This is a genomic window from Calothrix sp. PCC 6303 (assembly GCF_000317435.1).
GTDB lineage: Bacteria > Cyanobacteriota > Cyanobacteriia > Cyanobacteriales > Nostocaceae > PCC-6303.
Genome location: NC_019751.1, coordinates 3,328,077 through 3,354,444 on the forward strand (window position 1 = coordinate 3,328,077; position 26,368 = coordinate 3,354,444).

The following is a 26,368-nucleotide window of genomic DNA, read 5'->3' on the forward strand; positions in this document are numbered from 1 at the left end:
GCGTGTCATCAGTTGAGCCAAACTACAGTAGCAGCAAGGTAAATTGCACCCAGAAAATTGACTTTGAGTTTGTCGTAGCGGGTGGCGATAGCACGGTATTGCTTGAGTTTGGCAAAAAAGTTTTCGATTAAGTGACGGGCTTTGTACAAGTCTGTATCGTAGTCGCGCGGATTAGTACGGTTACGTTTGGAGGGAATGACGGCAGTCTTAGCTTGCGCTTCCAAAACCTCAATGACTCGTGCGTCAGCATCGTATCCTTTATCTGCCAATATTGTGTCAGCCTTCGTCTGGGGCAGCAGCACATCCGCACCATCGAGGTCACAGGCTTGTCCTGGTGTCAGATGAAAGAGTAAAGGGGTTACCCAAAGCGTCCACCACTGCATGTATCTTTGTACTCAACCCGCCTTTACTACGTCCAATTGCTTGACTGTCTGCATCCCCAAGGCACGTTTCCGGGGGCAGTTGCCCCCGGAAAGCTGCCGCCCCTTTACGCCCGCACTATGTTGGTGGGCGCGGACAATTGTAGAATCGATCATCGCGTACTCGTTGTCTGCTTCTTGGGCTAACACCTCAAATACTCGTTGCCACACCCCACTTTTACTCCATCGACTAAACCGAGTATGTACGACTCGGAAATCCCCAAACCTTTCAGGTAAGTCCCGCCACGGGATACCAGCTCGATATCGATATAATACAGCTTCCACAAACAGCTTATTGTCTTTGGCTGTCCCACCAACATGACCTTCTCGTCCTGGTAATAGGTCTTTTATCCTCTTCCACTGATCATCTCGTAGGGCATAACGGCGGCTTGTCATGGCGAGCAAATCCTTGTAGTTTGGTCGATTTTTACTTTACTTTATCTTTCTTTACATTAACTGATGACACGCCCTAGGCAATATACTGATTTTGCAGTTGTTTGATAATGTTATGACAAATGCGAACTGACAAAAGCCATTCTAGCATCCAAGAAACAGCGCAAGCGATCGCACGTTTGATTCAAGCATTTTCGCAAACGCGAACGAGTTACGTCGCGCAAGCTTCGCACTTTTTGATTCAATCAATAATCAAAAGTTTAATAATGTCAACAAATTAACTTAACTCAGGTATGATTGAACTTTTTCCAACAACTCGCTAAATTTAAATGGCTTAGTTAAATAATCATTTGCACCTAACTTTAATGCTGTAGTTCGATTGCGAGCGTCACTAAGAGCGGTGACAACGATAATCGGTAAATCCTTACCCTGACTGCGAAGTTCCTGTAAAACTGTCCAACCATCTTTAATTGGCAAACCTAAATCGAGTAACAAGATTTCAAATACTTCGTCGCTTAATTTTTGTAAAGTCTCCTCTCCATCAGATGCAACAACCGTCATTAATCCATTTTTGCGAAATCCTTTTTCCATAAATGCAGCTAAACGCTCTTCATCTTCGGCAATCAGTATGCGGTTCATTATTTTTTATATATTTATGAGTATATAACTATGGGATCTTTTAGTTTTAATTATGCTCGTTTAAGAGCTTGATTATTAGTTGCAGAATAAACATTATAGACGAATGGCACTAAGTTAAGATACAGCCCTTGTCCTGAATATTTGCCAGCTTTTAGGCTGGAAACCAGATGAAACAAGACTTTTGGCTTATCTTTAGCACCATCTTAATTAGGGCTTGCTGAATAACTATAAAACATTTATTTATCAACACTTTCGGGATTTTTTCTCCGGGGAAAATGTCAGGCAGTCAGGGTTTGAGGTTTAAAAAACTTGCATTCAGATTTATTTGAGTACAAAAAACGGAAAAAATAAGCGTAAAACTGTTAAGAGTTCCCTACCCCCACTAGAAGAATTTTGACTTTTACACCTAACGCTGCGCTACGCGTTTCTTGGATGCCCGAAAGGGCTATACAGCAGATCCTAATTAGGGTCTGCTGAAAAAAGCTACAAAGCGAATCTAGATGCCACACAGCTTAAATAATGGTGGTTTTAGAGGTTAGATCTAAAATTCACCCCGCGATTTTTCTCCAAAGTGCATGGTTTTTGAGCATCTAAATGCCATAACCTTGCACTTGTCTGGTTCAACAATGCTTAAAACCCTTGTTTGGCAAAGGTTATAGCTTTAATCAGCAAGCCCTAATTATAGACATGATTATCCATAATCCTATGATAAACGATACTTGTTAAATAAAAGTATTTTATTTAACAAGTATTTTGTATCTAATATATTCGTAGTTTTTACTTGAAATGTCTAAAATGATATCGAAAGTATTGCGAACTATTACGAAAAGTCAGAAGATTTATAATTTATTGAAGTTACTTTAAAAAAATTAAGGATTACAGGACTTACGAATTGATAAAAAGTAGCAAATAATGAAGCGTGTTGTCAGACATGCTACGAGAGAAAATCTGCCAATTCCCTAAGTCCTAATAAGAAAAAAGATAGACATTACTGCCTACCTTCTTCAATCATATCTCAGTAATTGATTAAAAATTAAATTGCTGATGGGTGTGATGTTATTGGTGCTGGAGTTGGTAAAACTTGCTAAGACATCAATAGGGAACAAACGAAACACAATTTAAAAAAACGATTGAATTTACCAACAACAGCATTTTGTACTTTTCAACAAAACCATTTTAATAATTCCCGTTTTTATAGCTTCAATTGCGATAAATTGAAAACTTTAGGTGCAGGGTTAATTGGGATGGGAGAAAGGTACTAAATATAAATATCTAGCTTATTGATGAAAACACTATGAATATAAGATGAGAAATTTTTCATCTGGGAAAGTATAAATTCCAAACTCATGCGCGTAAACGATAACCCATGCCTCGAACGGTTTCAATTAAATTACTACCTAATTTTTTACGTAAATAGCCGACATAAACATCAACAATATTAGAACCTGGATCATAATCGTAGCCCCAAACCCGATCTAATAGCTGTTCCCTACTCAAAACCTGTCCCGGATTGCGAAAAAAAGTTTCAGCCAGGGTAAATTCCCGTGCTGGTAATTCGATCGCTTGTCCTGCCACCTTGATTTTACGCGATCGCAGATCCAAAATCACGTCACCAAGCCTCAGCACCATCTCTTCCTGGGTTTGACTTGTAGTAGCATTTCGCAACCTGGCTTTTACCCGCACCAACAACTCTTCAAAGCGGAATGGTTTGGTTAAATAGTCGTCCGCACCAGCTTCAAAACCTGCAACCTTATCTTGAATATCATCACGAGCAGTCAAAATAATTACCGGGAAGATTTCTCCTTGTCCCCGTAATTGTTCTAAAATCTCCAATCCATCCCTACCAGGCAATCCCAAATCTAAAATCAATAAGTCATAACTACTACCAGTTGCCATATCAGCAGTAGATTGAGCATCGATTGCCACAGAAGTGGTAAATCCATGCGATCGCAACCCTTTCTCAATGAAAGCAGCAATGCGGGGTTCGTCTTCAGCTATGAGAATTCGATTCATCGGATGCAACCTCCTGTTTCAAGGGTATTAATGGTAAGACAATCGTAAAGGTAGAACCACTTCCCAAAGCACTTTTAAGGTAAATTTTACCCCCATGAGCTTGAGTAATAGCTCGGACGATCGATAGTCCTAAACCAGCACCTTCTGAACGTCTACGACTTTTTGCCGCACGGGCAAACCTTTCAAATATGCGTTTTTGGTCGTCAGGTGCAATACCTTCTCCCCCATCCTGCACCCAAAATCGGACTTTGCTTTTGGATACCCCTGAACCGATAAAAATGCTACCACCATGCTGAGTATGCTGAGTAGCATTTTGTGCCAGATTCATAACTGCCTGAGTCAATCTTTGCCGATCAACCCACATTTCGCCATTGGCAATTCCATCTAATTCCCAATTTCTCGGTGCCAAAGCCCTTGCTTTATTGAGCAATTCTTCCGTAAACACACTAATATCCACCTTTTCCAACAGTAAAAAATCCGGATGTTCGCTCTTTGCCAGTAAAACTAAATCATCAACAAATCGAGTCATGCGATCAAGTTCATCCATGACGATTGCCATGGTTTCCTCCTGCTCGTGGGGTTCATCCCCCATTAACTCTAAATGTCCGCGAATAATTGCGATGGGGGTTCGTAATTCATGTCCAGCATCATTGACAAAATCTCGTTGTGCCGCAAAAGCTACCTCTAGCCGATCCATCATCCCATTAAAGGTAGTTGCTAACTGGGCAATTTCACCTCCACCTTTCACAGGTATACGTTTTGTCAATTCCGCTTCATTTATTTCCTGGGTGGTTTGCGTTAGTATCCGTAGGGGAGCGAGGATGCGTCCTGCTGCCAGCCATGCCAAAACTAGGGCAACAATTAGCCCCACAGTCATTACTTCCACAACAACTTGCAGGGCTTCGTTCGCTTCTTGCCGTTCTCCTGCGCTAGTATGGGCTAGAATCAAAACCCCCATAATTTTCCCATTGATAATTACTGGTTCTGCGATATAAAGAACGCTAACAATATCTTCATCATCAAATTCTATTTCCCTTTCGGAAGTTTTTTGCAGTTTCTTCCAACCCTGCATCAATTCCGAATCTCGATCGATCTCAGTGGGCAAAGCTATGGGTGTAGATTTATAAAATTCCCCATTGAGAATCGCAATATAAAAAACATCGTCGTCGGGCAATTCGTCACTGAGGTGAACATCAAATACCTGCTTTAATTGTTGGAGGTTTTGGGGAGGTTCCCAATTAATTGTTTCGTTACGACGACGTAATTGTTCAGCATCCTCCGCATCGAAGCTTTTAAAACCTTTATTAATGATATTTTTAAACTCGCTGATTTCCTCTATCAACTCATCCTTCACCCGTTTCTGAACCTGCACGAACAAACGTTGACGCACCACTGGTAGGGCAAAAGTGACAAAAACCAACATTAACCCCGCATACCAAAGCAAAATTTGCGTGCGAGCCTCACCAAAAAGCTGGAGATAATTATGGAGGTATTTTATCAATCGGTGCTGCGATTTGTCGATTTTCATCTTTGTTTCACGAGATACGCCATCCTCAGCGAAGCAGGTTGGGGAGGGATAGTGAGTTTAATTTAATGGTTCAATGCCGTTAAATTAAACATTTTCCGAGTTGACTTATTTCCATCAGGCAGGAGGTATAGTTCCTAAAATTTATTTTATGATGTATTTTATACTTTATATTCTAGTATAGAAAAATATAAAATCATGATTTAGAAGTATTAAGAGGGTGTTTATTAATAAAAAAGAAAATTATTGTAGGGGAGGCAAAAACCTGACTGCCTGACAGATTTGTTTGAAAAGCAGTCAAACCCAGGAATTAAAGGAGTAAATTCGAGAAAAGCATATTCCGAGATTGTCATCTTGACGAGCTTTATTGGAGGCAAAACTTGGTTGAGGATCTTGTGATAACAAAGGAATTGGGGTGAGTAATTGTCGTCCCTTGTGAATAACACCTTTGAGCCAGCGCAAACCAATCTTGAGATAACTTAAACCACGATTCCAGTGGGGGTCAACACAAGTACGTAAACCAGCAATTTGTACAGCCATGCCGTGGGTTGTACTGTAAAGTAAAGCTAAGGCGGCAATCAAATACAATCTCTCCAAAGATTCGGCATCACGAATGCGAGAATCTTCGAGTTCAAATGCACCTGATTTACTGTCCAGAAATAGTTCCTCTACGCAGAACCTCAAAGCATACTCATGCAATGTTTTTAAAGCTGGCTCTTCGTCTGTAACAACTGCCCAATGCTCGGATACCACTTCTGGATAGGCGACTACCAAATTACAGCGAATTAGGCAATCTTGCCACAGTCCAACGTTACGATAAAAAGCTGCTTGTCCTCGATTTGGATAAATTGATTTTACATGTGTTGGGTAACGTCTAACTCCATGCAAGCATGTATCACTTGGGATACGTATACAGTAATGCCAATTGCTTTTTTGCAACCAACTCAAGAAATCATGATTTGCAAAGCCCCTATCTGCAAGTATCATAATATCGGAATCACGGCGTAGTAACCACCTAGCTTTACGTAGCATCACCTCGTATTCCTTAAATGCAACCGTTGCACTGTTATGTTCCAATACTCTCCACAATAAAGGGATTGCTCGCCCACAACACACCACTGAGATGTGAATCATGCAGAAACGATTCCAAAGCATAGTTGTATCTAATGCCAAATACAATCGATGTTTTTCCCAGTCTTTGAGTGCCAACAATGCCAATGGCAAGTATATTTTTTCAACGTTAATCCTTATATTTTCAAGGAATCTATGCCACCTGCGCTCGTAGCTTTGAGCTTGTTTGGCATAACTGTCTACATATGGTTCCCATGCGCTCAAACTTAACTGACCACTACATATCAGCCCATTAATCATCCAAGCAAGAGTTTTTAAATGACGCAAATCACGGTAGGTACTGTATTGACGTAAGTATCCTAATACCTGACTATAAAGTTGGGTTGAGTTTGACATGGTATTTTTTGGTAGAAGTCTGGTAACTTTACCATCTCATGTCTCTCGACCTTTTTTACTAAAATCCTTGATTTTGCTAGGCTTTTCAGAGTTCTGTCAGGCAGTCAGGGCAAAAACCAGTGTGGATGTTCCCCCCGCTTTAGGGTTCCGTTGTGTAAACGCACAACTGTACTCATTTTTAACAACAATCTAAATGCGTCATAACGCACCAGGTAGTTGGTGCGTTATGACAAACTCCCACTCAAATCCTTACGTAGTCGTAACACACCCTACTCACAAACCACATTAATCGTAGGGGTTTAGCAATGCGCTTTACCCCTACAGCGTGGTCTATTTACCTGAAAATAGCTGTAATATTCATTTTATAAACACCCTCTTAGAGGATGTTTGAAAAGGATCTGTTGATGTTGCATGGTGATAAGCTAACGAACTTCTTTCAAAGTTTCGATTTGTTTGGTGAATAACTCGGTAAACAAGCTAATTACACTTCTTTCTTCGCGTAATTTAATATTAGCTGTGATGGACATCCCCGATTGCAAGGATATATTTTTACCTTGCACATTTAGTGATTGCTTATTCAATTTTATTTTGATCGGGAATCGATAATATTGATGAGTCTCATCTGGTGGTAATGCATCTGAAGCCACTGAAGTTATTTCTCCTTCAATATCACCAAACTCGCTAAAAGGAAAGGAATCTATCCTCACATCGACTTTCATTCCTTCTCGCACAAAACCAATATCTTTATTAGTGATAAATGCTTCGGCAATGAAGCTATCATTTGGCACTATTGAAAATAGTTTTTCGCTTTGTCTGGTGACAAATCCATGATTATTGGCTTGTAAGTCAAAAATAGTTCCAGATACAGGTGCATGAAGTTTTTGATACTTGATATTAGTTTTTGATTGGGAGATTTTACTATTTACATCAGCTAGTCGCTTTTCATTTTCTAACACAATCTTAGTAAATTGACTTTCTAACTCGGCAATCTGCTTGTTATTGTTAGTAATTTTTTCCCAATTGTTTTTGTTAGAAGCAGCAACGGTATTTTTTAATTCTAGCTGTCCTTGTTCAATATCAAGTTGCAGACGTTGCTTTTCCTCTGAAAATTGTGATAATTGTGCTTTGAGGTTTTGCACTTTTTTCTGTTGTTGTAAATACTGTATTTTTGAAATGCCTCCTTCTTCTGATAATGTTTTTAGTTTACCGACAATTTCTTCTTCAATAGCTAAGGTAGCTTTTGTATCAAGAATTTGAAATTCAGTTTGTGCTAGTTTTTTCTTGATTTGTTCAACTTCTAATCGTCCTGCTGCTGCACGAGTATCTAATTCAGTTTTTGTTGTTGCTAGACGTTTTTGCTCATCTAACTTTAAACCAATCATATTCCCAGAGTTTTCTAGTTCTTGTCGCAGTAATTTGTTTTCTGTTAGTAAAGCTGTATAATTTTTCAATAGAGAAGTAGTTTCTTTTGCTAAGGAAGTTTTTAATAATTCACTTTCTCTAATAGCAGCAGGATTTTGACTTAGCTGACGATAAATTTGATTTTCATGCATCAATGCATCACGTATTTTTTGCAGCGAACCTAATTCTGCATCCGTTGCAGCGGAATCAAAAATTAGCAACAAATCTCCAGCTTTTACCTGTTGTCCATCTTTAATATAGATATCTTTAACAACTCCACCTACTGGTGCTTGAATTTCTTTGACTGCACCTTCAGGTTTTAATTGTCCTGTTGCTGGAACTACTTGTTCAATTTTAGCAAAACAAGCCCAAGTAATGCCAAAGCAAGCTATACCCATCATAGTCATCATTATGGCACGAGACCAAACAGGAGATTGACGTAATACAACAGATTGTTCAAATTTAGAGTCTTGGGAATTAATTACAGGTGATTTAGTTACCAGTGGTTTGGAAGTTTTAGATTCGGTGGTTAATATCTGCGATTCTAAAGCTTTTGCTGTATCTTTATACTTACCGTTACTGTATCTACTATTGAGTTGTTCTGTATCTAGTTTAGTCATGATAATAGGAAAATATTAAGTAGGTCGGTGTTGAAAATTGTCGTTATGACAAGACAGGAGACAGAGGTTATTTTTTACGCAGAGACGCGAATCAAGAAGGTTTGATTAAGCGCATTGTTCAATATAATTGGCATTACTAATTATATTGAACATGCACTATTAATTGTTAGTGATTAAATATAAAATAATCAGAATTACAAGTTCATTTCTTGCTGATTATAGAGGTAGGAATAATGAGCTTCCATTGCCATTAATTCATGGTGTGTTCCTTGCTCAATTACCCTTCCAGAATCCATGACAACGATTTTATCTGCATGTTTGACAGTATTCAAGCGGTGAGTAATGAAAAAGACCGTACTATCCTTAAATGCATTGGCTAAATTCAGACAAACTTGTCGTTCTGTGATATAGTCTAATGCACTAGTTGCTTCATCTAAGACCAATAATTTTGGTCTTTGTAAAACAGAACGTGCGATCGCTATTCTCTGTCGTTGCCCACCAGATAAGGAACCTCCCCGTTCACCGACCTTGGTATTGTACCCGTTAGGTAAGTCCATAATAAAGTCATGGGCAACTGCAATTTTAGCCGCTTCGATAATTTCCTCCGTTGTTGCATCAGGGTTTGTCAGGGCAATATTCTCTTGAATTGTACCTTCAAACAACAGTGTATCTTGGGGGACGAATCCCACTTGTCGTCGGAGTGAGTATAGTTCAACTTTGGATATATCATATCCATCGATTAAAATTCTACCAGATTCTTGTTCGTATAATCGAATCAAAAGTTTTGTCAGAGTGCTTTTTCCGGCACCACTTTGTCCGACAATGCCAATAAATTCACCGCTCTCAAAATCCAGACTAACATTACAAAGTTGTAGAGGACCATCACTTTTAAAGCGGAAGTAAACATTTTCATAACGAACTTTACCAGAAATGGTAGGTAAGGGAATATTATTACGGTCTTCTTCTGCTTCTTGTGGTGTATCAACAATATCGCTTAAACGCTCTAATGATAAAGCGGTTTCTTGGAAACTTTGCCAAAGTTGTGCTAAACGTAAGATCGGACTGGTGACATAACTAGAAATAATCCGAAAAGCAATTAATTCTCCTAAAGTTAAGTCTCCCTGAACTACTAAATATGCTCCCATCCACAACACTAATAAACTACTGAGTTTATTGAGAAAATTACTTGTAGAATTTGCTAGGGTGGAAGTAATGACAGTTTTAAAGCCAGTTGATACGTAATTAGCATAACGTTCTTGCCAAGAAAAACGCGATCGCAATTCAATATTTTGAGCTTTAACTGTTTGAATGCCGGAAATTACCTCAACTAGGTATGATTGTGTTTCAGCGTTTCTTTCGGCTTTTTCGCGTAACTGCTTCCTCACTATGGGGGAAGAAATAACAGTCAAAATGATAAATACAGGTATGGTAGCTAAACCGACTAGAGTTAACTGCCAGCTATAAAATAACATGACGATGATATAAATCACCGAAAATACAGCATCTAAACCTACAGTTAAAGCTGTACCTGTTAGGAATTTACGAATATTTTCTAATTCGTTAATCCGGGTAGATAGTTCTCCTACTGGTCTGCGTTGATAATAACTTAAAGGTAAACGAAGTAAGTGATCAATTATTTCTGACCCTAATCCCATATCTATGCGGTTGGTGGTATCAACAAATAGATAGGTTCTGAGTGTGGTGAGGACAACTTCAAAAAAACCAACAACTAGGAGTAAAGTTCCAAAAATATGCAAAGTGCTAACACTATTTTGGACAATTACTTGGTCAATAATGATCTGAATAATTAGAGGATTTGCTAATGCTGCCAGTTGTACGAAAAATGAAGCCAAAAAGACTTCTATTAGTACCCGACGGTAGCGCAACAGATAGGGGGTAAACCACTCTAAACCAAAGCGCTGTTTGGGTGTGGTTTTAGTTGAATTAAGTAATAATACTCTGATTCGAGGTTGAGAATTAGTTTCTTCTACCTCTAATTGAGCTTCTAATTGAGCAAGTATTTCTTTGGGTTTGAAACGCTGAATACCTTCAGATGGTATTCCTAAAACTATAACTTTTTCGTTAGCTTCATATAAAACTACAAAGTTATCTTCATAACGAATTAAAGCGGGTGTGGGGATTCGGGTAATGCTATTTAAAGTTAAAGATACATCAATTAGTTGTGCTTTCAATCCGATTAATTCTGCCAGATAAGCACAAAGCTGAAAAGATATGCTTCCTTGACGTTTATTATTATCATTTAAAACACGATTCACCATTTCTCGTCTAAATGGCATTTGCAAATGTTTTGATACCATTTGAAAACAAGCGATCGCAGAATCTAACTGTCCCTTACCGTGGAAGAAAGGATATTTTATTTTCCGGTTATTATCTACAGTTTGGAAATTTTTGGTTGACTCTTCTGCTGATGCGTAGGGAATCTCGATTTCATCTAATCTGCTGCTGTGATGATCTTGGATCTGATGCGGTTGGTAATTGTTATTTGGGATTAATAAATCTGATGGATATAAACCAATTAAACGTGTTGGATGTTTTCCTGTAACCTCAAATTGTTGTTCACCATTAAGTAGTTCTATTGGAGAACCAGGAGATAAATTTTTGATGGTTGCACTACTAACAAACCAAACCCTTTTACTATCTAATTTACTATCTAATTGACTGAGTAAAGTTTTTCCGGGTGCTAAATAATGTACCGTTGCTCGTGAGAATGCATTTTGCGCGAGTTCCTTCAGATTTACTCCAGCGTTTGCTGTGATCTCTTTTTGCACACCCAGAATCTCAAATATTTCCAGTAAGTGACAGCGACTCTTGCGAACTTCTGCAAAAGCTGGATATCTGGAAAGTAAATCCAAGTATTTACTCGAATCGAATGTTAAACATGTAACTTCGCTGGATGCGATCGCAGTTTCACATCCAAGCGATCGCAACACACTAACTTCACCTAAAACATCTCCAGATTCAAGAAATCTTAAAGTTGTTGGAACTTGAGTGCGAGGATCATGTGCTAATAAGCGAACCCTTCCCTCATAAATGATGGTGATGCGATCGGCTATTATATCTTTTCCGAGAATTTTCTGCCCTACACGATAGCGAGTAGGATGAGAATCTTCTAATAAGTTAGCCATTACCTGACTTGGTAATTGATCAAAACCTTCAAGCTTGGAAATAAAGTTTGCAAAAAAATCCGTAGAAACAGACATACCAATTTTCCGACTGTAGTTTATTGAAATTAGTTTGGACTTGGGGTCTGTAAATACGCGAGGAAAGAACTTTTGGGGTTTGTATTGGGTATGACTATTTCTGTATTAGATATACAAATCAAACAATAAATCATCTATCTCAAGATAGATTCACAACATACAGTTTTTATGATTACAGGAAGATGACCTGGTACTAACATTCAATTATCTTGCTAGCCTGAAACAAAAGTATGCGCGACTCATCTAGTCAATTAGACGGTGAGGGGTCAAAGTCAGCTATAGGGACAACTAATACAATAGACTATATTATTTGATTCGTATAGTTGTCAGTATGAAAATTTATCTCAATGATAGATATATGCAACAGTTTATACTTCCGTATTTTTAGATATCAGCAGACATAGATTTTCCCAAAATAGGATATATCAAGATTTATGGCTAATTATTTAACAGCAGCTTGTTACTAAGTATCTATGTTAAAACTATATATTTAAATACTTTTTGTTTTTTGATACTTATTAAATACTTGGTTAATATAATTACTTGATGTTGTCTAAATATCTATAATTAGTTTTTGTGACAAAAAATCTCTGTAAATTAAAATTTGTCAAGTGTTATTGTGATTTATGAGAAAACTCTCATCTTTATTGCATTGACAAGCCAAATCAAGGCAACTATATTTTGAATGTAGACAAAATAACTTTAAGTTCCCCTGACTTCCGTTGTGCTAGTAACAGTTGTCTAAGCAATTTTTACCCAAATTAAAAAAGTAAAAATCGACACTAGACTATCTCAAATGAATAAACTTACCCATTTGTAGGGTATATCGGATGGTGTAAAACGCATCGTCCTGATGTGCCAACAGACAAATGTGGGATATTTTGGTTATACAAATCTCTCTGACTAGAGAATAAAGTAACCAGATATCTTAAGTTTTGAAAAAAGTCGCAAGGGAATTTAAGTTTGTTAAGGTGTCGATATCAAAAATTTAATGCAGGTACAGCGCAGGCAGTGTAAACACTTGCTGAAGGGGTTGCGTATCTGACATAAATGCGAAGAATTAAGAAACACATCTAGGTTTTGACTTTTTGGGGCTTGTATTTGGTTTGACTGAAGTATTCAAATAGTAAGTCATGGTTAGCTTACTTTGTTTTTGTGAATCTAAGATATTGATTTTATCTTTCACTTTATCGACTTTTTAAGATTACCATAGCTTCTGCCAAATTGGCAACATTTTGATCGGAAGATATGCTTCAAGACTGCAAGAGTAGATATTTGGAAGCTCAAATATTTGACAAATATTCTAATTGTGTATTTACTCTGCATTCTTTAGAGGCATTGAAGATCGGATTCTAGCTTTTCGGCTCTCTTTAATGGTAGCTTTATTTCCGCCGTGCCTAGTATTTCGGGAGGCATGTTTTCCCCTAGCTAAAACTAGCCATGTTTTCGGTATTTCCATGTATTCAACGCATCAACCAACAAATCAGCAAATAAATCAAACTTAATTTAGATATGCCAACTCCAGGTAACGACACACTTTTTGGAACTAGTGGTGACGATCTTATCGATGCTCTAGGTGGAAATGATCAAATTTTTGGTGACGACGGCAATGATACCCTCATAGGCAACGCAGGAAACGACACCGTATTTGGTGATGATGGTGAAGATTCCATCGATGGTGGAACAGGTGATGACCAACTTTTCGGGGAAGATGGCAACGATCGCATCTTTGGTCGTGCTGGTATAGACTTCATCAATGGTGATAACGGTAACGACTTTATTGATGGTGGCGAAGGGAATGATAGACTCTTTGGTCAAGATGGGGACGATACTATTGTTGGTGGTGCTGGAGATGACTCCATAGGTGGAACACTTCTACTCGATACCGAAGTCGGCAATGATTCTCTCATTGGCGGAGATGGAAATGACACTATCGATGGTTCCTTTGGTGATGATATCGTCAGGGGCGGGAATGGCAATGATTCTCTTCTAGGTGGAGATGGAACTGATGTCATCAATGGCGATGCAGGGGCTGATTTTCTCAGTGGTTCCACTGGTGATGATAGCTTGAATGGTGGAACTGAAAATGACACTCTCCAAGGAGATTTGGGTAACGACTTTCTTGATGGAGGAACAGGTAATGACATTCTCAATGGTGGGGATGACAACGATATCCTCAGAGGTGGAGGTGGTAATGATAACTTAATCGGTAGTGCTGGTAGCGATACCCTGACTGGTGGAATTGGTGTTGATAACTTTACCTTCAATGCTTCCACCGAAGGCATTGACAACATCACAGATTTCTCAATCGTTGACGATACGATTCAGGTTTCTGCTGCTGGTTTCGGTGGTGGTTTAACTGCTGGTGCAATTACAGTAGCTCAATTCTTTGTTGGTTCCCTAGCTAATGATGCTTCCGATAGATTCATCTATGATGCCAGCATTGGTACGTTGTACTTCGACGTAGATGGTACAGGTAGTGCATCTCAGGTAGCAATCGCTCAATTGTCTGGTAATCCGGCGATTACCAGAAATGACATTGTTGTTTTCTAAGTTTTCTAAATAGACATCTCGATAAAAATGTAGAGACGTAGCACTGCTACGTCTCTAGCAAAGATTTCCCATCATGTTTTCATTAAATTCAGGTCTTCTACCAAACGGCTAATCAAAATGAATACTATTTTGACTAAATTTACCAAAAGTACCAAAAGTGTTTTACGTCTTCTCGCTATGTCTTTGACACCCCCTCTCAAATTTGAGAGAGGGGGAAAATATAGTGAGAGTTAAAACAGACTTTGTATTGTGCATCCGCACATTCTCAGTTGTAAATAGTGTTCTGAAATAGGAATCTACAAATATGGCAGTAATTAACGGAACTCCGAATGCTGATACCCTCCAAGGGACTAATGCCAATGATACCATCAGAGGCTTTGAGGCAGATGATATTCTCAATGGCTTAAACGGTGCTGATAGACTCTTTGGTGGAGAAGGTTCAGACTCCCTCGATGGTGGTAACGGGAACGACAGACTTTTTGGTGAACTTGGTGATGACAACCTCTTGGGTGGTGCTGCCAATGATACCCTCGATGGTGGTGAAGGTAAAGACACCCTTGATGGTGGTGCTGGTGCCGATTCCCTCGTTGGTGGTTTCGAGGATGAACTATCAGGTGGAGATGGCAATGACATTTTGACATTTGCTAATAACCCTGATGGTAAGAGCAACGGAAACGGTGGAGCAGGTTCAGATACCATAACTGGTAGCAATAACGCTACTGAAGGTGACACTCTCGAAGGTGGAGCCGATGGTGACTTTATTTCCGGCTTAGATGGTAGCGACTTCCTCTCTGGAGATGACACTTTAGGTACTGGTGGCAATGACACCATTTTGGGTGGTGCTGGCAATGATACCATCGATGGTGGAGTTGGGAATGACAGCCTTGATGGTGGCGAGGGAGATGACTTCCTCTCTGGAGATGATACATTAGGTACTGCTGGTGCTGACACCATTTTGGGTGGTGCTGGAAATGACCTAATTGAAGGCGACGGCGAGAGCTTGAGTGGTGCTAACGACTCCCTGCTAGGTGGTGAGGGTGACGACACAATCTTTGGCTTTGGCGGTAATGATTTCATCAGTGGTGGTGCTGGCATTGATACCCTTGATGGGGGAGATGGTAACGATGTCCTTACTGATGAAAGCGGTTCTACCACATTCTTCGGTGGTGCTGGTCTAGAAACTATCACTGGTGGTGCTGAAGCTGACTTCATCGATGGTGGAGAAGACAATGACTCCCTCTTTGGTGGAGGCGGTAATGACACCGTTTTAGGTGGAGCAGGTAACGATACCATTAACGGTCAAGGTGCTGATGATTTAGTTGATGGTGGTATTGGCGTAGATCGGGTTTTGGGTGGACCTGGAAACGACACTCTCAGTGGTGGAGAAGACCTGGAAGACCAAACCGCAGCCGATACATTGATTGGTGGAGATGGTGCTGATGTATATATCTTAACCAACACAGGATTTATCCCCGAACCCCCAGACCCAGGTGAACCTCCCCAAATTATTCCTCCTGGTGATGTCATTCAAGGCTTCCAGGATGGTGTTGACTTCTTCGAGTACGATTTCGCCTTTGAAACGCTAACAATTGGTAGCAGTGGTAACAGTACGACTATTACGGTTACAGAAACTGGTGAATTGATTGCAACTGTATTGAATACTAATTCCAGCCTGATTACGGCAGCTGATTTTCTTGCTTAAAGCATGGACAACTACAGGATTGTACTTGGTAACAACCTAGCACGCACCTGATATATTGCCACACAGACCGGAGGGTAGCAGCGTCGTCAGAATTCGCTTTTGCTACTCTTCGGAATCAGACTATTTTAATCTCCAGTTCTTCTGAAATGGAAGAATTGGAGAGAAATCTTTGCAATTTTAAAACTGCCATGAGAATATTATTTTTACATCCTAATTTTCCGGCTCAGTTTAGGCATGTAGCCACAGCTTTAGCCAAAGACAGTAGTAACCAAGTTTTTTTTGGTACCACTCGTCGTGAAGGAAGCTTACCTGGTGTTAACAAGGTTTTTTATCAAGCAAAACGGGAAGCTAGACCGGAAACTCATCACTATGTGAGACCTTTGGAAAATGCGGTTCTCCAAGGTCAGGCTGTATTTCGGATGGCAGAGCAGCTAAAAGCCAGGGGATTTGTACCTGATGTGGTTTATGGTCATTCTGGTTGGGGTCCCACTTTATTTATTAAAGATATTTTCCCTCAAGCTAAATTTTTATGTTATTTCGAGTGGTTTTATCACGCTCATGGTTCCGATGCAGATTTTGACCCTAGTGAACCGTTAAGTTATGACGATGAAGCCCGGATTCGCATCAAGAATGCGCCAATTTTGCAAGATTTATATAGTTGCGATCGCGGTCTGTCTCCAACCTATTGGCAGCGTCAACAGTTCCCTTCAGAATATCTTGGTAAACTTAATGTTCTGCATGATGGGATTGATACTGATTTTTTCCGCCCCAAACCAGGCGCAAAGCTAGTTTTAGCAAGCAAAAAACTCGATCTTTCCCATGTGGATGAAATTGTCACTTACGCTACAAGGGGAATGGAACCTTATCGAGGTTTTCCGCAGTTTATGGAGGCAGTATCTTTACTCCAGCAGCGACGACCAAATTGTCATGTGGTAGTTGTAGGGGAAAATCGGGTAGCTTATGGGAAAAAACTGGCTGATGGTAAAACCTATAAAGATGTGATGCTGGAGAAATTCCCCATCGATCAAAGTCGCATCCATTTTACAGGTTGGCTACCCTACGAAGAATATCTGCAAGTTCTCCAAGCATCAAGCGCTCATGTTTATTTAACCCGTCCCTTTGTTTTATCTTGGTCGTTACTAGAATCCCTTTGCACAGGTTGCTTGGTGGTTGCTTCGAGAACTGCCCCGGTGATGGAAGTCATTCAAGACGGGGTAAATGGTTTGTTAGCCGACTTTTTCTCACCCCAGGAGATATGCGATCGCATTGAGGAAGCATTGAACCATCCTGATAAAATGGCGGAAATTCGCGCTAAAGCCAGAGAAACCATTGAAAAATACTATAATTTATCAGTTTTATTACCCAAACACTTGGAATGGATACAACAGCAGGAACAGAATACTAGATTAGTATTCCCAAGTAGCGTTATCCCAATCGATTCAAATGTATCTTTAATTACAGATAACGGTGTTAATGGTAAGTACCAAGACTCCGAAACAAGCATAGAGACATCTATGGAAGTTTTACAGGTTAACAATCGCAAGGTGACAGCCCAAGAAATAGTGCCATTGCTAACTCAGTATCAAATGTTGCCTAAGCTCAAACAAGAGCTTGTAATTGATCAGGCGATCGCACCTTTTACCTGTACTGCTGAAGAGTCAGCTAAATGTCACGAGGAATTTTGTCAAAAACATCAATTAACATCCGAAACTATACGCCAAGATTGGTTACAAAAACAAGGATTAACGGAGGCACAATTCATCGAGTTAGCAACTCGTAAACTCAGAATTGAGAAGTTTCAAACAGCAACTTGGGGTAATAAGTTAGAACCCTATTTCCGTCAACGCAAACCACAACTTGACCAAGTTATTTACTCCTTAATTCGACTGAAAGATGCAGATTTAGCACGAGAAATTTATTTTCGCCTTTTAGAAAACGAACAACCTTTTGCAGAATTAGCAAGACAATATTCTGAAGGTTCAGAAGTTTCTACAGGTGGTTTAATTGGTCCTGTTCCTCTGTCATCACCCCATCCAAAGTTAGCTCAAATTCTCACGATTAATCAGCCAGGTGAGTTATCACCTCCAACTCGTATCGGTGAATTGTGGATAATTGTCCGCTTAGAAAAACTTTTACCAGCCAAATTAGACGAAACAGTGAAACAGAAGTTGTTAAATGAACTTTTTTCCACTTGGTTACAAGAACAGCTTCAACCTCTAGCTGCTAAAGAACCATTAGAAATCAAAAAATCAGCTTAAGTCGTGGGTATTCAGATCCCCGACTTCTTTAAGAAAGACTTTGACTACTTGTGGCTTGATTATTAGATATAGCCACGTTGTAGGGGTTTAGCACTGCTAAACCCCTACGAAAGATGTGTTGTCAATGCGTAAGTCTTAATAACCCGAAAATAAAACTGTAGTTTGTACGGTGCGTCAGTGACAAGTTTTCAAAATCGAAGTATTAGCTGACGCGCTCTACAACTTTAGTTGATATTCAGCATCAAAGTTTTTCAATTTACTCAATTAATCTAGAGGTATCTATTCAATGGCAGCCCAAGACTTTAGCAATCAAAACCTCAATGGAAATAACTTTAATGGACAAGACTTAAACGGTTCTAACTTTTTTAAAACGACCCTTACAGGAGTACAGTTTGTAGGTACACAACTTAGAAGCACTAACTTTGAAGAATCAAGTTGGTTCAACGTTAATGCGTCCAATGCTGTTTTTGCGACAAACACTAACTTTCCATCACCAGCTAATTTGTTTAAGGCAAAATGGGAAAATGTCAACCTCAGTGGAGCAAATCTAACTGGAGCAAATTTATCATTAATTGACACCAAATTTATTAACTTATCCAATGCCAATTTAACTAATGCCAATTTGAGTGAAGCAAATCTCAGTGGAGAACAGTCTGACAGACCAAACCTAGCGGGAGCGAACTTTACAGGAGCAGATTTATTTAAAACAAAGTTAAAAGCTGCGGATTTAACAGGGGCAAATTTCACCAATGCGAAGTTTCAAGAAACAGAGTTAGAGGCAACTCTCTTAGTCAATGTGAATGCAACTGGTGCCGATTTTCGACAAGCCAAACTCACAGATTTGCTTCTCCAAAATTCTACCTTTGATTTAGCAAACTTCAGTGGTGTCTCTATCAGTGATGTAGAAGCATTCAATCCAAATCAAGCAGTGAATGCGAGCTTTCGTGGTGCTGATTTAAGCAACTTGGTTTTAGATGATGCGACTTTAACTGGTAGTAATTTTAGTGCATATGTTGCTACTAATGGTACAGTTACAGCTACAAACCTCACAAGCGCCAAATTAGTTGATAGTGATTTCACTGGTTCCAATTTCAGTGGTGCCAAACTAATAAATACTGACCTATCTAAAACTAACCTCACCAATGCCAACTTTACTGGTGCTGACATGAGTGGGGTACTCACCACCGATGCGATCGCAAGTGGTGCAAACTTCACCAATGCCAATTTGAGTAATGCGAACCTGTCTAAAGGTAACTTTACCGATGCTACCTTTTTTGGGGCTAATCTGACAGGCGCGAGCGCGGTTGATGCTATTGGCTTGTATCTTGGAGATGGTGGTAATAACAACCTTACAGGTACCAACAACGGTGATAACCTGTTTGGCAATGGTGGCAACGATGTCCTCAATGCTAATGATGGCAATGATTATCTTGATGGTGGTGCTGGTGCTGACAACCTCAATGGTGGTAATGGTGCTGACACCTTATTTGGTGGTGCTGGCAATGACACCTTAAACGGTGGTGCTGGTAACGATTACCTTGACGGTGGTAATGGTAATGACAGGATGCTTGGTGGTACTGGTGATGATATATACATCGTCAATGCTACTGGTGATAATGTGATCGAAAATGCCAACGCAGGTATAGATACTGTCCGTTCTAGCGCTGCCAGCTACACCTTAACCAACAACGTAGAAAACCTAACATTAATTAATACAGCCCAGAGTGGTACTGGTAACGCACTTGCCAACACCATTACAGGTAACGATGGCAATAACAACCTCAGTGGGGGTGATGGCAATGATACCCTTAGTGGTGGCTTAGGGGACGATGTGCTGGATGGTGGTGCAGGTGATGACGTGATGACTGGTGCTTTGGGCAACGACACCTATGTGATTAGTAGTGCAGCAGATATCATCACCGAAAATGCCAATGAAGGTACAGATACAGTTCAGTCTAGTTTTGACTACACCCTGGGCGATAACCTAGAAAATCTCACCCTGGTTGGTACAGCCCTCAACGGCACTGGTAACGGACTTGCCAACATTATTACGGGTAATGCCAGCAACAATACCCTCAGTGGACTTGCGGGTAACGATACCCTCTATGGTTTGGATGGCGATGATATCCTGCTTGGTGGTGGTGGCGGTGATTATCTCGATGGTGGTTTAGGTAATGACTCCATCACTGGCGCTACTGGCAATGACATTATTCTTGGTGGTGCAGGCAATGACACCATGAATGGTGGTGATGGCAATGACACCTTTATCTTTGCATCCGGCTTTGGAAGCGATCGCATAAATGGTTTTGCCGATGGTGGAGACAAGATTAACCTGACGGCATTTGCTACCAGTTTCGGCGCTTTGACAATTAATCAAGCTGGGGGAACTACAGTTATTTCCGGCTCAGTTTTTGGTGCAGATACCATTACCCTGGCAGGTTTCACCGCTACCAACCTTGATGCTGGGGATTTCATTTTTTAACTAATAACCCAATGGCTTTGTTGGGTTCGACTTTGCTCACCCAACATACCCTTTGGAAGACACAGACGCAATGTATTGCGTCTCTACATTTTCAAACCAATTAAATTTTTTTAGGTGTCTAACATGCAAAATCAAAACTTTAACGGTCAAGTTCTGACAGGTAATAACTTTAACGGACAAAACATAAATGGTTCCACTTTTGTCGCAGCGAGTCTCACAGATGTGCAATTCGTTGGTACACAGCTTAGAGGTACTAACTTCTCAGCAGCTTTTCTGAGCAATGTCAATGCTTCAAATGCTGTCTTTGCTCCAAATACCAACTTTCCCGCAGTAGCTAATTTCTCTGAGGCAACATTGCAGAATGTCAATTTCAGTGGCGCAAACCTGAGACAGGCAAATCTATTCAAAATCAACACATCAGGTATTAACCTGTCAAATGCCAATCTCACCAATGCAGATTTGCGAGAAGCGAATCTCAGTGGTGAGCAATCTGAGCGTCCAAATCTTACAGGTGCGAACTTTACAGGTGCGAACCTATCTTTGGCGAATTTGAAAGCGGCTGACTTTACCGGGGCAAATCTGACAAATACCAACCTCCAAGGAGCGACTTTAGAAGCAACTCTTCTAGTTAACGTCAATGCTACTGGTGCAGACTTTCGCTTAAGTAACTTCACTGATGTTACTCTGCAAAACTCTATTTTTGACCTGGCGAATTTCAGTGGTGTTTCTTTTAGTGATGCTCCTCTGGCTCCTGGGCAAACTGCCAATCTCAGCTTTCGGGGTGCGAATTTAAGTGGCGCGCAAATAGATGATGCGGTTTTGAGCGGTTCAAATTTTAGCGCTTCTGGTACTACAGTCACTAACCTCACAGATGTCAAATTCGATCAAACTGATTTAAGTGGCTCAAATTTCACCCAAGCTAATTTGACTAATGCTGACCTCATAGTAGCTAACTTGACAAATGCCAACTTCACGGGTGCTAATCTAACTGGGGTACTCACCACCGATTCAACTGCTATTGGTGCGAATTTCACCAATGCAAACCTGACTAACGCCGATTTATCGAAAACTAATTTTACCAATGCTAACTTTTTTGGTGCTGATCTCACAGGCGCGATCGCTGTTGATTCCATCGGTTTAATTATTGGGGATGAATTTGATAACACCCTCACAGGCACAACCGGAAACGATAACATCTTTGGTAATGGTGGTAACGACACCCTAACTGGTGATACTGGCAATGATTATCTCGATGGTGGTGCTGGTAATGACAACCTGAATGGTGGTGCCGGTGCTGATACCCTCATTGGTGGTGCTGGTGCTGATAACCTGACTGGAGCAGGTGGAAATGATACCTTAATTGGTGGTGCTGGTAATGACACCATGAATGGTGGTGCTGGTAACGATACCTTTATCTTTGCATCTGGCTTTGGAAGCGATCGCATTGTCGGTTTCGGCAATAATGCAGACAAAATTAACCTCTCAGCATTTGCCACCAGTTTCGGGGCTTTGACGGTAACTCAAAATGGCGCAAACACAGATATTTCCAGTTCAATTTTCGGAACAGATACCATTACCCTGGCAAACTTCACTGCCACTAACGTTGATGCTACTGATTTTATCTTCTAATTTTAAGCAATTTTAGGGATTTACAGCAGTTTTCAACTATTTGAACCACATCAACCGCAGGGGTTTAGCAATGCTAAACCCCTACAGCCTGGTCTATTTACCTGAAAATAGCTGTAATCTCAAGTCCGGTTAAATTAACACACAAACGTTCCCTATTCCCTCGACCGAAGGTCGGTAATCAACCGGAAGCACCTTGGATTGATATCCATCCTTGACAGGTTAATAGCTTGACAAAATAATTTTGTTGTTAACTTGTTCAGGATAAGTGATATTACTTATCTGATATAGCACAACATCACATCAATATGGCAAACACAATTAAACTCACAGAACTAGGTAGATATACAACTGGAGTATTTAACCAAGGTGCTGCGGAAATATCAGCTTATGATCCTACATCCAAGCGGCTGTTTATAGTCAATGCCCAAGCTGCTACCATTGATATTATCGATCTCAGTGACCCCACAAGTCCCAGCAAAATTAGTCAAATTGTTGTTGGTTCTCTCGGTGCTGTTGCCAATAGTGTTGCTGTCAAAAATGGCACTCTTGCAGTAGCTGTGGAAGCTGTGGATAAAACTAACCCCGGCAAGGTTGTTTTTTACGATACCAATGGTACTTACTTAAAAGATGTACAAGTGGGTTCCTTGCCGGACATGTTAACCTTTACCCCTGATGGCAGTAAAGTACTAATTGCCAATGAAGGGGAACCCGGTACTATTGATCCTGAAGGTTCGATTAGTGTTATTGACTTGTCAGGTGGAATTAGTAATCTTACCCAAGCTAACGTTGCTACAGCAGGTTTCACCAGCTTTAACGGTTTAGAGACTCAATTACGGGCAGATGGTGTCCGGATTTTTGCCGGAAGGACTGCTGCACAGGATTTGGAACCAGAATATATTGCGGTTTCTCCCGATGGACAAACTGCTTATGTGACATTGCAGGAAAATAACACTGTTGCTGTCGTTGATATTGCCACCGCTACAGTTACCTCACTGCAACCATTAGGCTTGAAAGATCACAGCTTAGTGGGGAATGGACTTGATGCTAGTGATCGTGATAGTGCCATAAATATTAATACACAGCCAGTTTCCGGGATGTATATGCCGGATGCGATCGCTACTTTCAGCGCGAATGGTCAGAACTACTACGTCACTGCAAACGAAGGGGATGACCGAGGCGAAAACGTCAGCATGAGAAATCTTACCTTAGATCCAACGGTTTTCCCTGATGCTGCTACCTTAAAACTCGACGCAAACCTTGGTCGCTTGAGCGTTTCCAGTATCGATGGTGACACAGATGGGGATGGTGACTATGATAAGCTTTATGCTTACGGGACTCGCTCCTTTTCGATTCGGGATAGCCAAGGTAACTTAGTTTACGATAGTGGTGACGACTTTGAGCAAATTACCGCCCAGCTATTTCCGACCAATTTTAATGCCAGTAACGACAACAATACATTCGATAACCGCAGCGACAACAAAGGTCCCGAACCAGAAGGAATAGCAGTTGGGAAAATAGGCGATCGCACTTACGGTTTCATCGGCTTGGAACGTATCGGTGGGGTGATGGTATACGACATCACTAACCCTGCTAGCCCCCAATTTGTTCAATACCTCAACAACCGCGACTTTAGCCAAAACGTTCAACTAGCAGCCGCAGGGGACTTGGGACCTGAAGGTTTAACCTTCGTTTCCGCTGCCGATAGTCCCACTGGTTTACCCCTATTAGTCGTCACCAATGAAATTAGCGGTAGCACCACAACTTATGCGATCGCACCCAACGATACGAATGGTATTGTTGGTACTCAACAGGGAGAAACTTTAAACGGCTCTAATCAAATCGACTTTATCAACGGTTTGGGAGGAAACGATAGCATCTTTGGTGGTAATGGAAATGATGTCATTTATGGTGGCTCTGGCAATGATACCATTACTGGAAATAGCGGCAACGATTTGCTGTTTGGTGAGTCTGGTGCAAATAACATCTCCGGTGGTGATGGAAATGATATCATCTACGGCGGCGCTGACAGTGACACAATTTCCGGGGGTAGTGGCAATGACACCCTATTCGGTGGTGCAGGTGATGATGTCCTAACAGGTGGAGACGGTGCTGATACCCTAACAGGTGGTGCTGGCAATGATAACCTAACTGGTGGTAGCGGTGCTGATATCCTAACAGGTGGAGATGGTGCTGATATCCTAACGGGTGGAGATGGTGCTGATAACCTAACAGGTGGTGCCGGCAATGATAACCTAACTGGTGGTAGCGGTGCTGACACCCTAACAGGTGGAGACGGCGATGATGTCCTAACAGGTGGAGACGGTGTTGATATCCTAACAGGTGGCAGCGGTGCTGATATCCTAACAGGTGGTAGCGGTGCTGATATCCTAACAGGTGGTGCTGGTAACGACACCATGAGTGGAGAATCAGGAAGCGACACCTTTATTTTTGCATCTGTTTTTGGAAGCGATCGCATAAATGGTTTTGGCAATAATGCAGACAAAATAGACCTCACTGCATTTGCAACTAGCTTTGGATCTTTAACGGTGACTCAAAATGGTGCAAACACAGATATTTCCAGTTCCCTTTTTGGTACAGATACCATTACCCTCGCAAACTTCACAGCCACCAATGTGGATGCTACAGACTTTATCTTCTAATTACAGCAGTTTTCATGTATTTAGACCACAATTATGAGACCTAACCTAGGCTGTAAACTTTGTACCCTTTTGCCCATAAGGGTTCATGCAGAAAGTGTGTTGACTACTTTTGTGGAAAAACGGCTGTTCCAGCCGTTTTTCCACAAACAAAAAAGAACACGAATAATTTTCCACAAAATCGCCTAAAAACCAACAAAGTCAACAGCCTAGACCTAACCCCCAGAGAAAATCAAAGCCTCTCTCCTCCTAGGAGAGAGGTACCCTAGCGGGAAGTCGCTACGCGTCTATGGAGAGAGGTCTATTTGTGGTTCATTTACCTGAAAATTGGTGTCAGCATAAGTAGGTGAATGGGAAAATAACTATGTAGCAAATTGCCTTGTAGTTGCGCTTTCGCGCTATGCATCCATAACGATGAAGCGCAACTACGAGCAAAAAAATGATTTGATTTTAAGGTTAATAAAATGCGGATACTTTTTACCATCGCCCACTTTTTTCGACCAGATAACCAAGGAAAACACGCTTCCCAAAGGAAAGATCACCGACCCCGTGTACATGCTTTAACTCAAAGCATTACTAATTTGCATCAGCTATTTGGCAAATCCCAAAGTATTATTAATATCGGTCAAAGATTAGCTGTTCCGGCAAATCAGTCCCAAGAGAGTAAGCTCGATATTATTATTTGCACTACTCAAGATTGTCATCTCCTCGAACAACTACCTTTACCATCCCATTTTTATCGCCATTATCCAACTCAAGCCGAGCCTTTGTTATTAGGATTTGAATGTCAAGCTGTGCTGAGAGATAATTTAGGCAAATATGATTATTACTGTTTTCTCGAAGATGATTTAATGATTCAAGACCCTTGGTTTTTTGTAAAATTAAATTGGTTCACCCAACAAGCTGGTGATATCAGTTTACTACAACCCAATCGTTATGAAGTCTCCGTAAATAATTCTACCGCTAAAGCCTATATTGATGGCGATTTATTGCCAAGAGTAACCGCACCTTTTCAAAATATCCAAGAACAGCCAGAATTTAAAGGCAAAATAATGGGAATGCCAATCACATTTAATCGTGCTTTAAATCCCCATTCTGGTTGTTACTTTCTAAATGCCAATCAAATGGCTTATTGGGCAAAGCAAAAGCATTTTCTTGATCGAGATACTAGTTTTGTCAGCCCCTTAGAAAGTGCTGCCACCTTAAGTATTATGAAGACATTTAGAATCTACAAAACAGTAGCACAACAGGCAAACTTTTTAGAAATTCAGCATTTTGGTACGGGCTTTATCAGTCTAATTGGGAGAAAAATAGCTTTATCAGTCAGCTAAAATAATTGAGTATTAGTGGCATTACTGTATAATATTAGTGAATTTGAGCCAGTATCCC

Annotated in this window: 14 protein-coding genes and 1 pseudogene; 8 read left to right on the top strand and 7 right to left on the bottom strand. The window is 40.6% G+C overall.

All coding sequences use genetic code 11. The annotated features are described in order from the left end of the window. Positions 1 to 8 precede the first annotated feature (8 nt). A pseudogene (locus CAL6303_RS29285) lies at positions 9 to 815 on the bottom strand (IS5 family transposase). A gap of 119 nt (positions 816 to 934) precedes the next feature. On the opposite strand from CAL6303_RS29285, the gene CAL6303_RS30350 reads away from it, so the two are divergent. Further along, entirely contained in the window at positions 935 to 1,093 is a 159-nt protein-coding gene (locus CAL6303_RS30350) for a hypothetical protein (RefSeq protein ID WP_158333153.1), read from the top strand. Between the two features lies 1 nt (position 1,094). Here CAL6303_RS30350 and CAL6303_RS13805 read toward each other — a convergent pair whose 3' ends face one another. The 6 genes from CAL6303_RS13805 to CAL6303_RS13830 all read right to left on the bottom strand — a co-directional run bounded on the left by CAL6303_RS13805 (position 1,095) and on the right by CAL6303_RS13830 (position 11,698). Beyond that, on the bottom strand, positions 1,095 to 1,451 hold the full coding sequence (locus CAL6303_RS13805) for a response regulator transcription factor (protein ID WP_015198422.1): 357 nt from the start codon (positions 1,449 to 1,451) through the stop codon (positions 1,095 to 1,097). Positions 1,452 to 2,795: 1,344 nt separating this feature from the next. After that, a complete protein-coding gene (locus tag CAL6303_RS13810) occupies positions 2,796 to 3,464 on the bottom strand; it encodes a response regulator transcription factor (protein ID WP_015198423.1) in 669 nt (222 codons plus the stop codon). Then, positions 3,442 to 4,992: a sensor histidine kinase gene (locus CAL6303_RS13815; protein WP_015198424.1), complete on the bottom strand. Its 1,551-nt coding sequence runs from the start codon at positions 4,990 to 4,992 to the stop codon at positions 3,442 to 3,444. Before CAL6303_RS13815 ends, CAL6303_RS13810 begins: the two co-directional genes overlap by 23 nt. A gap of 294 nt (positions 4,993 to 5,286) precedes the next feature. Continuing rightward, positions 5,287 to 6,456, bottom strand: coding sequence for a transposase (locus CAL6303_RS31165; protein ID WP_015196004.1), 1,170 nt, complete (start codon positions 6,454 to 6,456; stop codon positions 5,287 to 5,289). A gap of 422 nt (positions 6,457 to 6,878) precedes the next feature. Then, positions 6,879 to 8,477, bottom strand: a complete 1,599-nt coding sequence (locus CAL6303_RS13825; protein ID WP_015198425.1) for an HlyD family efflux transporter periplasmic adaptor subunit — start codon at positions 8,475 to 8,477, stop codon at positions 6,879 to 6,881. Between the two features lie 194 nt (positions 8,478 to 8,671). Then, positions 8,672 to 11,698, bottom strand: coding sequence for a peptidase domain-containing ABC transporter (locus CAL6303_RS13830; protein WP_015198426.1), 3,027 nt, complete (start codon positions 11,696 to 11,698; stop codon positions 8,672 to 8,674). Between the two features lie 1,512 nt (positions 11,699 to 13,210). Between CAL6303_RS13830 and CAL6303_RS13835 the strand changes: the two genes are divergently transcribed. The 7 genes from CAL6303_RS13835 to CAL6303_RS13865 all read left to right on the top strand — a co-directional run bounded on the left by CAL6303_RS13835 (position 13,211) and on the right by CAL6303_RS13865 (position 26,310). Next, on the top strand, positions 13,211 to 14,251 hold the full coding sequence (locus CAL6303_RS13835; protein ID WP_015198427.1) for a calcium-binding protein: 1,041 nt from the start codon (positions 13,211 to 13,213) through the stop codon (positions 14,249 to 14,251). Positions 14,252 to 14,555: 304 nt separating this feature from the next. Next, complete coding sequence (locus CAL6303_RS13840; RefSeq protein ID WP_015198428.1) at positions 14,556 to 15,953, top strand: calcium-binding protein; 1,398 nt, start codon at positions 14,556 to 14,558, stop codon at positions 15,951 to 15,953. 188 nt (positions 15,954 to 16,141) lie between these two features. Next, complete coding sequence (locus tag CAL6303_RS13845) at positions 16,142 to 18,211, top strand: glycosyltransferase (protein WP_041740563.1); 2,070 nt, start codon at positions 16,142 to 16,144, stop codon at positions 18,209 to 18,211. Between the two features lie 286 nt (positions 18,212 to 18,497). After that, complete coding sequence (locus tag CAL6303_RS13850; RefSeq protein WP_015198430.1) at positions 18,498 to 20,693, top strand: pentapeptide repeat-containing protein; 2,196 nt, start codon at positions 18,498 to 18,500, stop codon at positions 20,691 to 20,693. A gap of 123 nt (positions 20,694 to 20,816) precedes the next feature. Beyond that, entirely contained in the window at positions 20,817 to 22,322 is a 1,506-nt protein-coding gene (locus CAL6303_RS13855; RefSeq protein WP_015198431.1) for a pentapeptide repeat-containing protein, read from the top strand. 305 nt (positions 22,323 to 22,627) lie between these two features. Further along, positions 22,628 to 24,982 carry a choice-of-anchor I family protein gene (locus tag CAL6303_RS28535; protein WP_015198432.1) on the top strand — a complete coding sequence of 785 codons (2,355 nt, stop codon included), beginning with the start codon at positions 22,628 to 22,630 and terminating at the stop codon, positions 24,980 to 24,982. Positions 24,983 to 25,443: 461 nt separating this feature from the next. Next, positions 25,444 to 26,310: a hypothetical protein gene (locus CAL6303_RS13865; RefSeq protein ID WP_015198433.1), complete on the top strand. Its 867-nt coding sequence runs from the start codon at positions 25,444 to 25,446 to the stop codon at positions 26,308 to 26,310. Positions 26,311 to 26,368: the final 58 nt, after the last annotated feature.

Bases quoted from the DNA above. Each gene is read 5' to 3' on its own strand.
- CAL6303_RS13855 (WP_015198431.1), top strand. From the start codon at position 20,817: ATGCAAAATCAAAACTTTAACGGTCAAGTTCTGACAGGTAATAACTTT.
- CAL6303_RS13865 (WP_015198433.1), top strand. From the start codon at position 25,444: ATGCGGATACTTTTTACCATCGCCCACTTTTTTCGACCAGATAACCAA.
- CAL6303_RS31165 (WP_015196004.1), bottom strand. From the start codon at position 6,456: ATGTCAAACTCAACCCAACTTTATAGTCAGGTATTAGGATACTTACGT.
- CAL6303_RS13825 (WP_015198425.1), bottom strand. From the start codon at position 8,477: ATGACTAAACTAGATACAGAACAACTCAATAGTAGATACAGTAACGGT.
- CAL6303_RS13815 (WP_015198424.1), bottom strand. From the start codon at position 4,992: ATGAAAATCGACAAATCGCAGCACCGATTGATAAAATACCTCCATAAT.
- CAL6303_RS13805 (WP_015198422.1), bottom strand. From the start codon at position 1,451: ATGAACCGCATACTGATTGCCGAAGATGAAGAGCGTTTAGCTGCATTT.
- CAL6303_RS13840 (WP_015198428.1), top strand. From the start codon at position 14,556: ATGGCAGTAATTAACGGAACTCCGAATGCTGATACCCTCCAAGGGACT.
- CAL6303_RS30350 (WP_158333153.1), top strand. From the start codon at position 935: ATGCGAACTGACAAAAGCCATTCTAGCATCCAAGAAACAGCGCAAGCG.
- CAL6303_RS13845 (WP_041740563.1), top strand. From the start codon at position 16,142: ATGAGAATATTATTTTTACATCCTAATTTTCCGGCTCAGTTTAGGCAT.
- CAL6303_RS13810 (WP_015198423.1), bottom strand. From the start codon at position 3,464: ATGAATCGAATTCTCATAGCTGAAGACGAACCCCGCATTGCTGCTTTC.
- CAL6303_RS13850 (WP_015198430.1), top strand. From the start codon at position 18,498: ATGGCAGCCCAAGACTTTAGCAATCAAAACCTCAATGGAAATAACTTT.
- CAL6303_RS13830 (WP_015198426.1), bottom strand. From the start codon at position 11,698: ATGTCTGTTTCTACGGATTTTTTTGCAAACTTTATTTCCAAGCTTGAA.
- CAL6303_RS13835 (WP_015198427.1), top strand. From the start codon at position 13,211: ATGCCAACTCCAGGTAACGACACACTTTTTGGAACTAGTGGTGACGAT.
- CAL6303_RS28535 (WP_015198432.1), top strand. From the start codon at position 22,628: ATGGCAAACACAATTAAACTCACAGAACTAGGTAGATATACAACTGGA.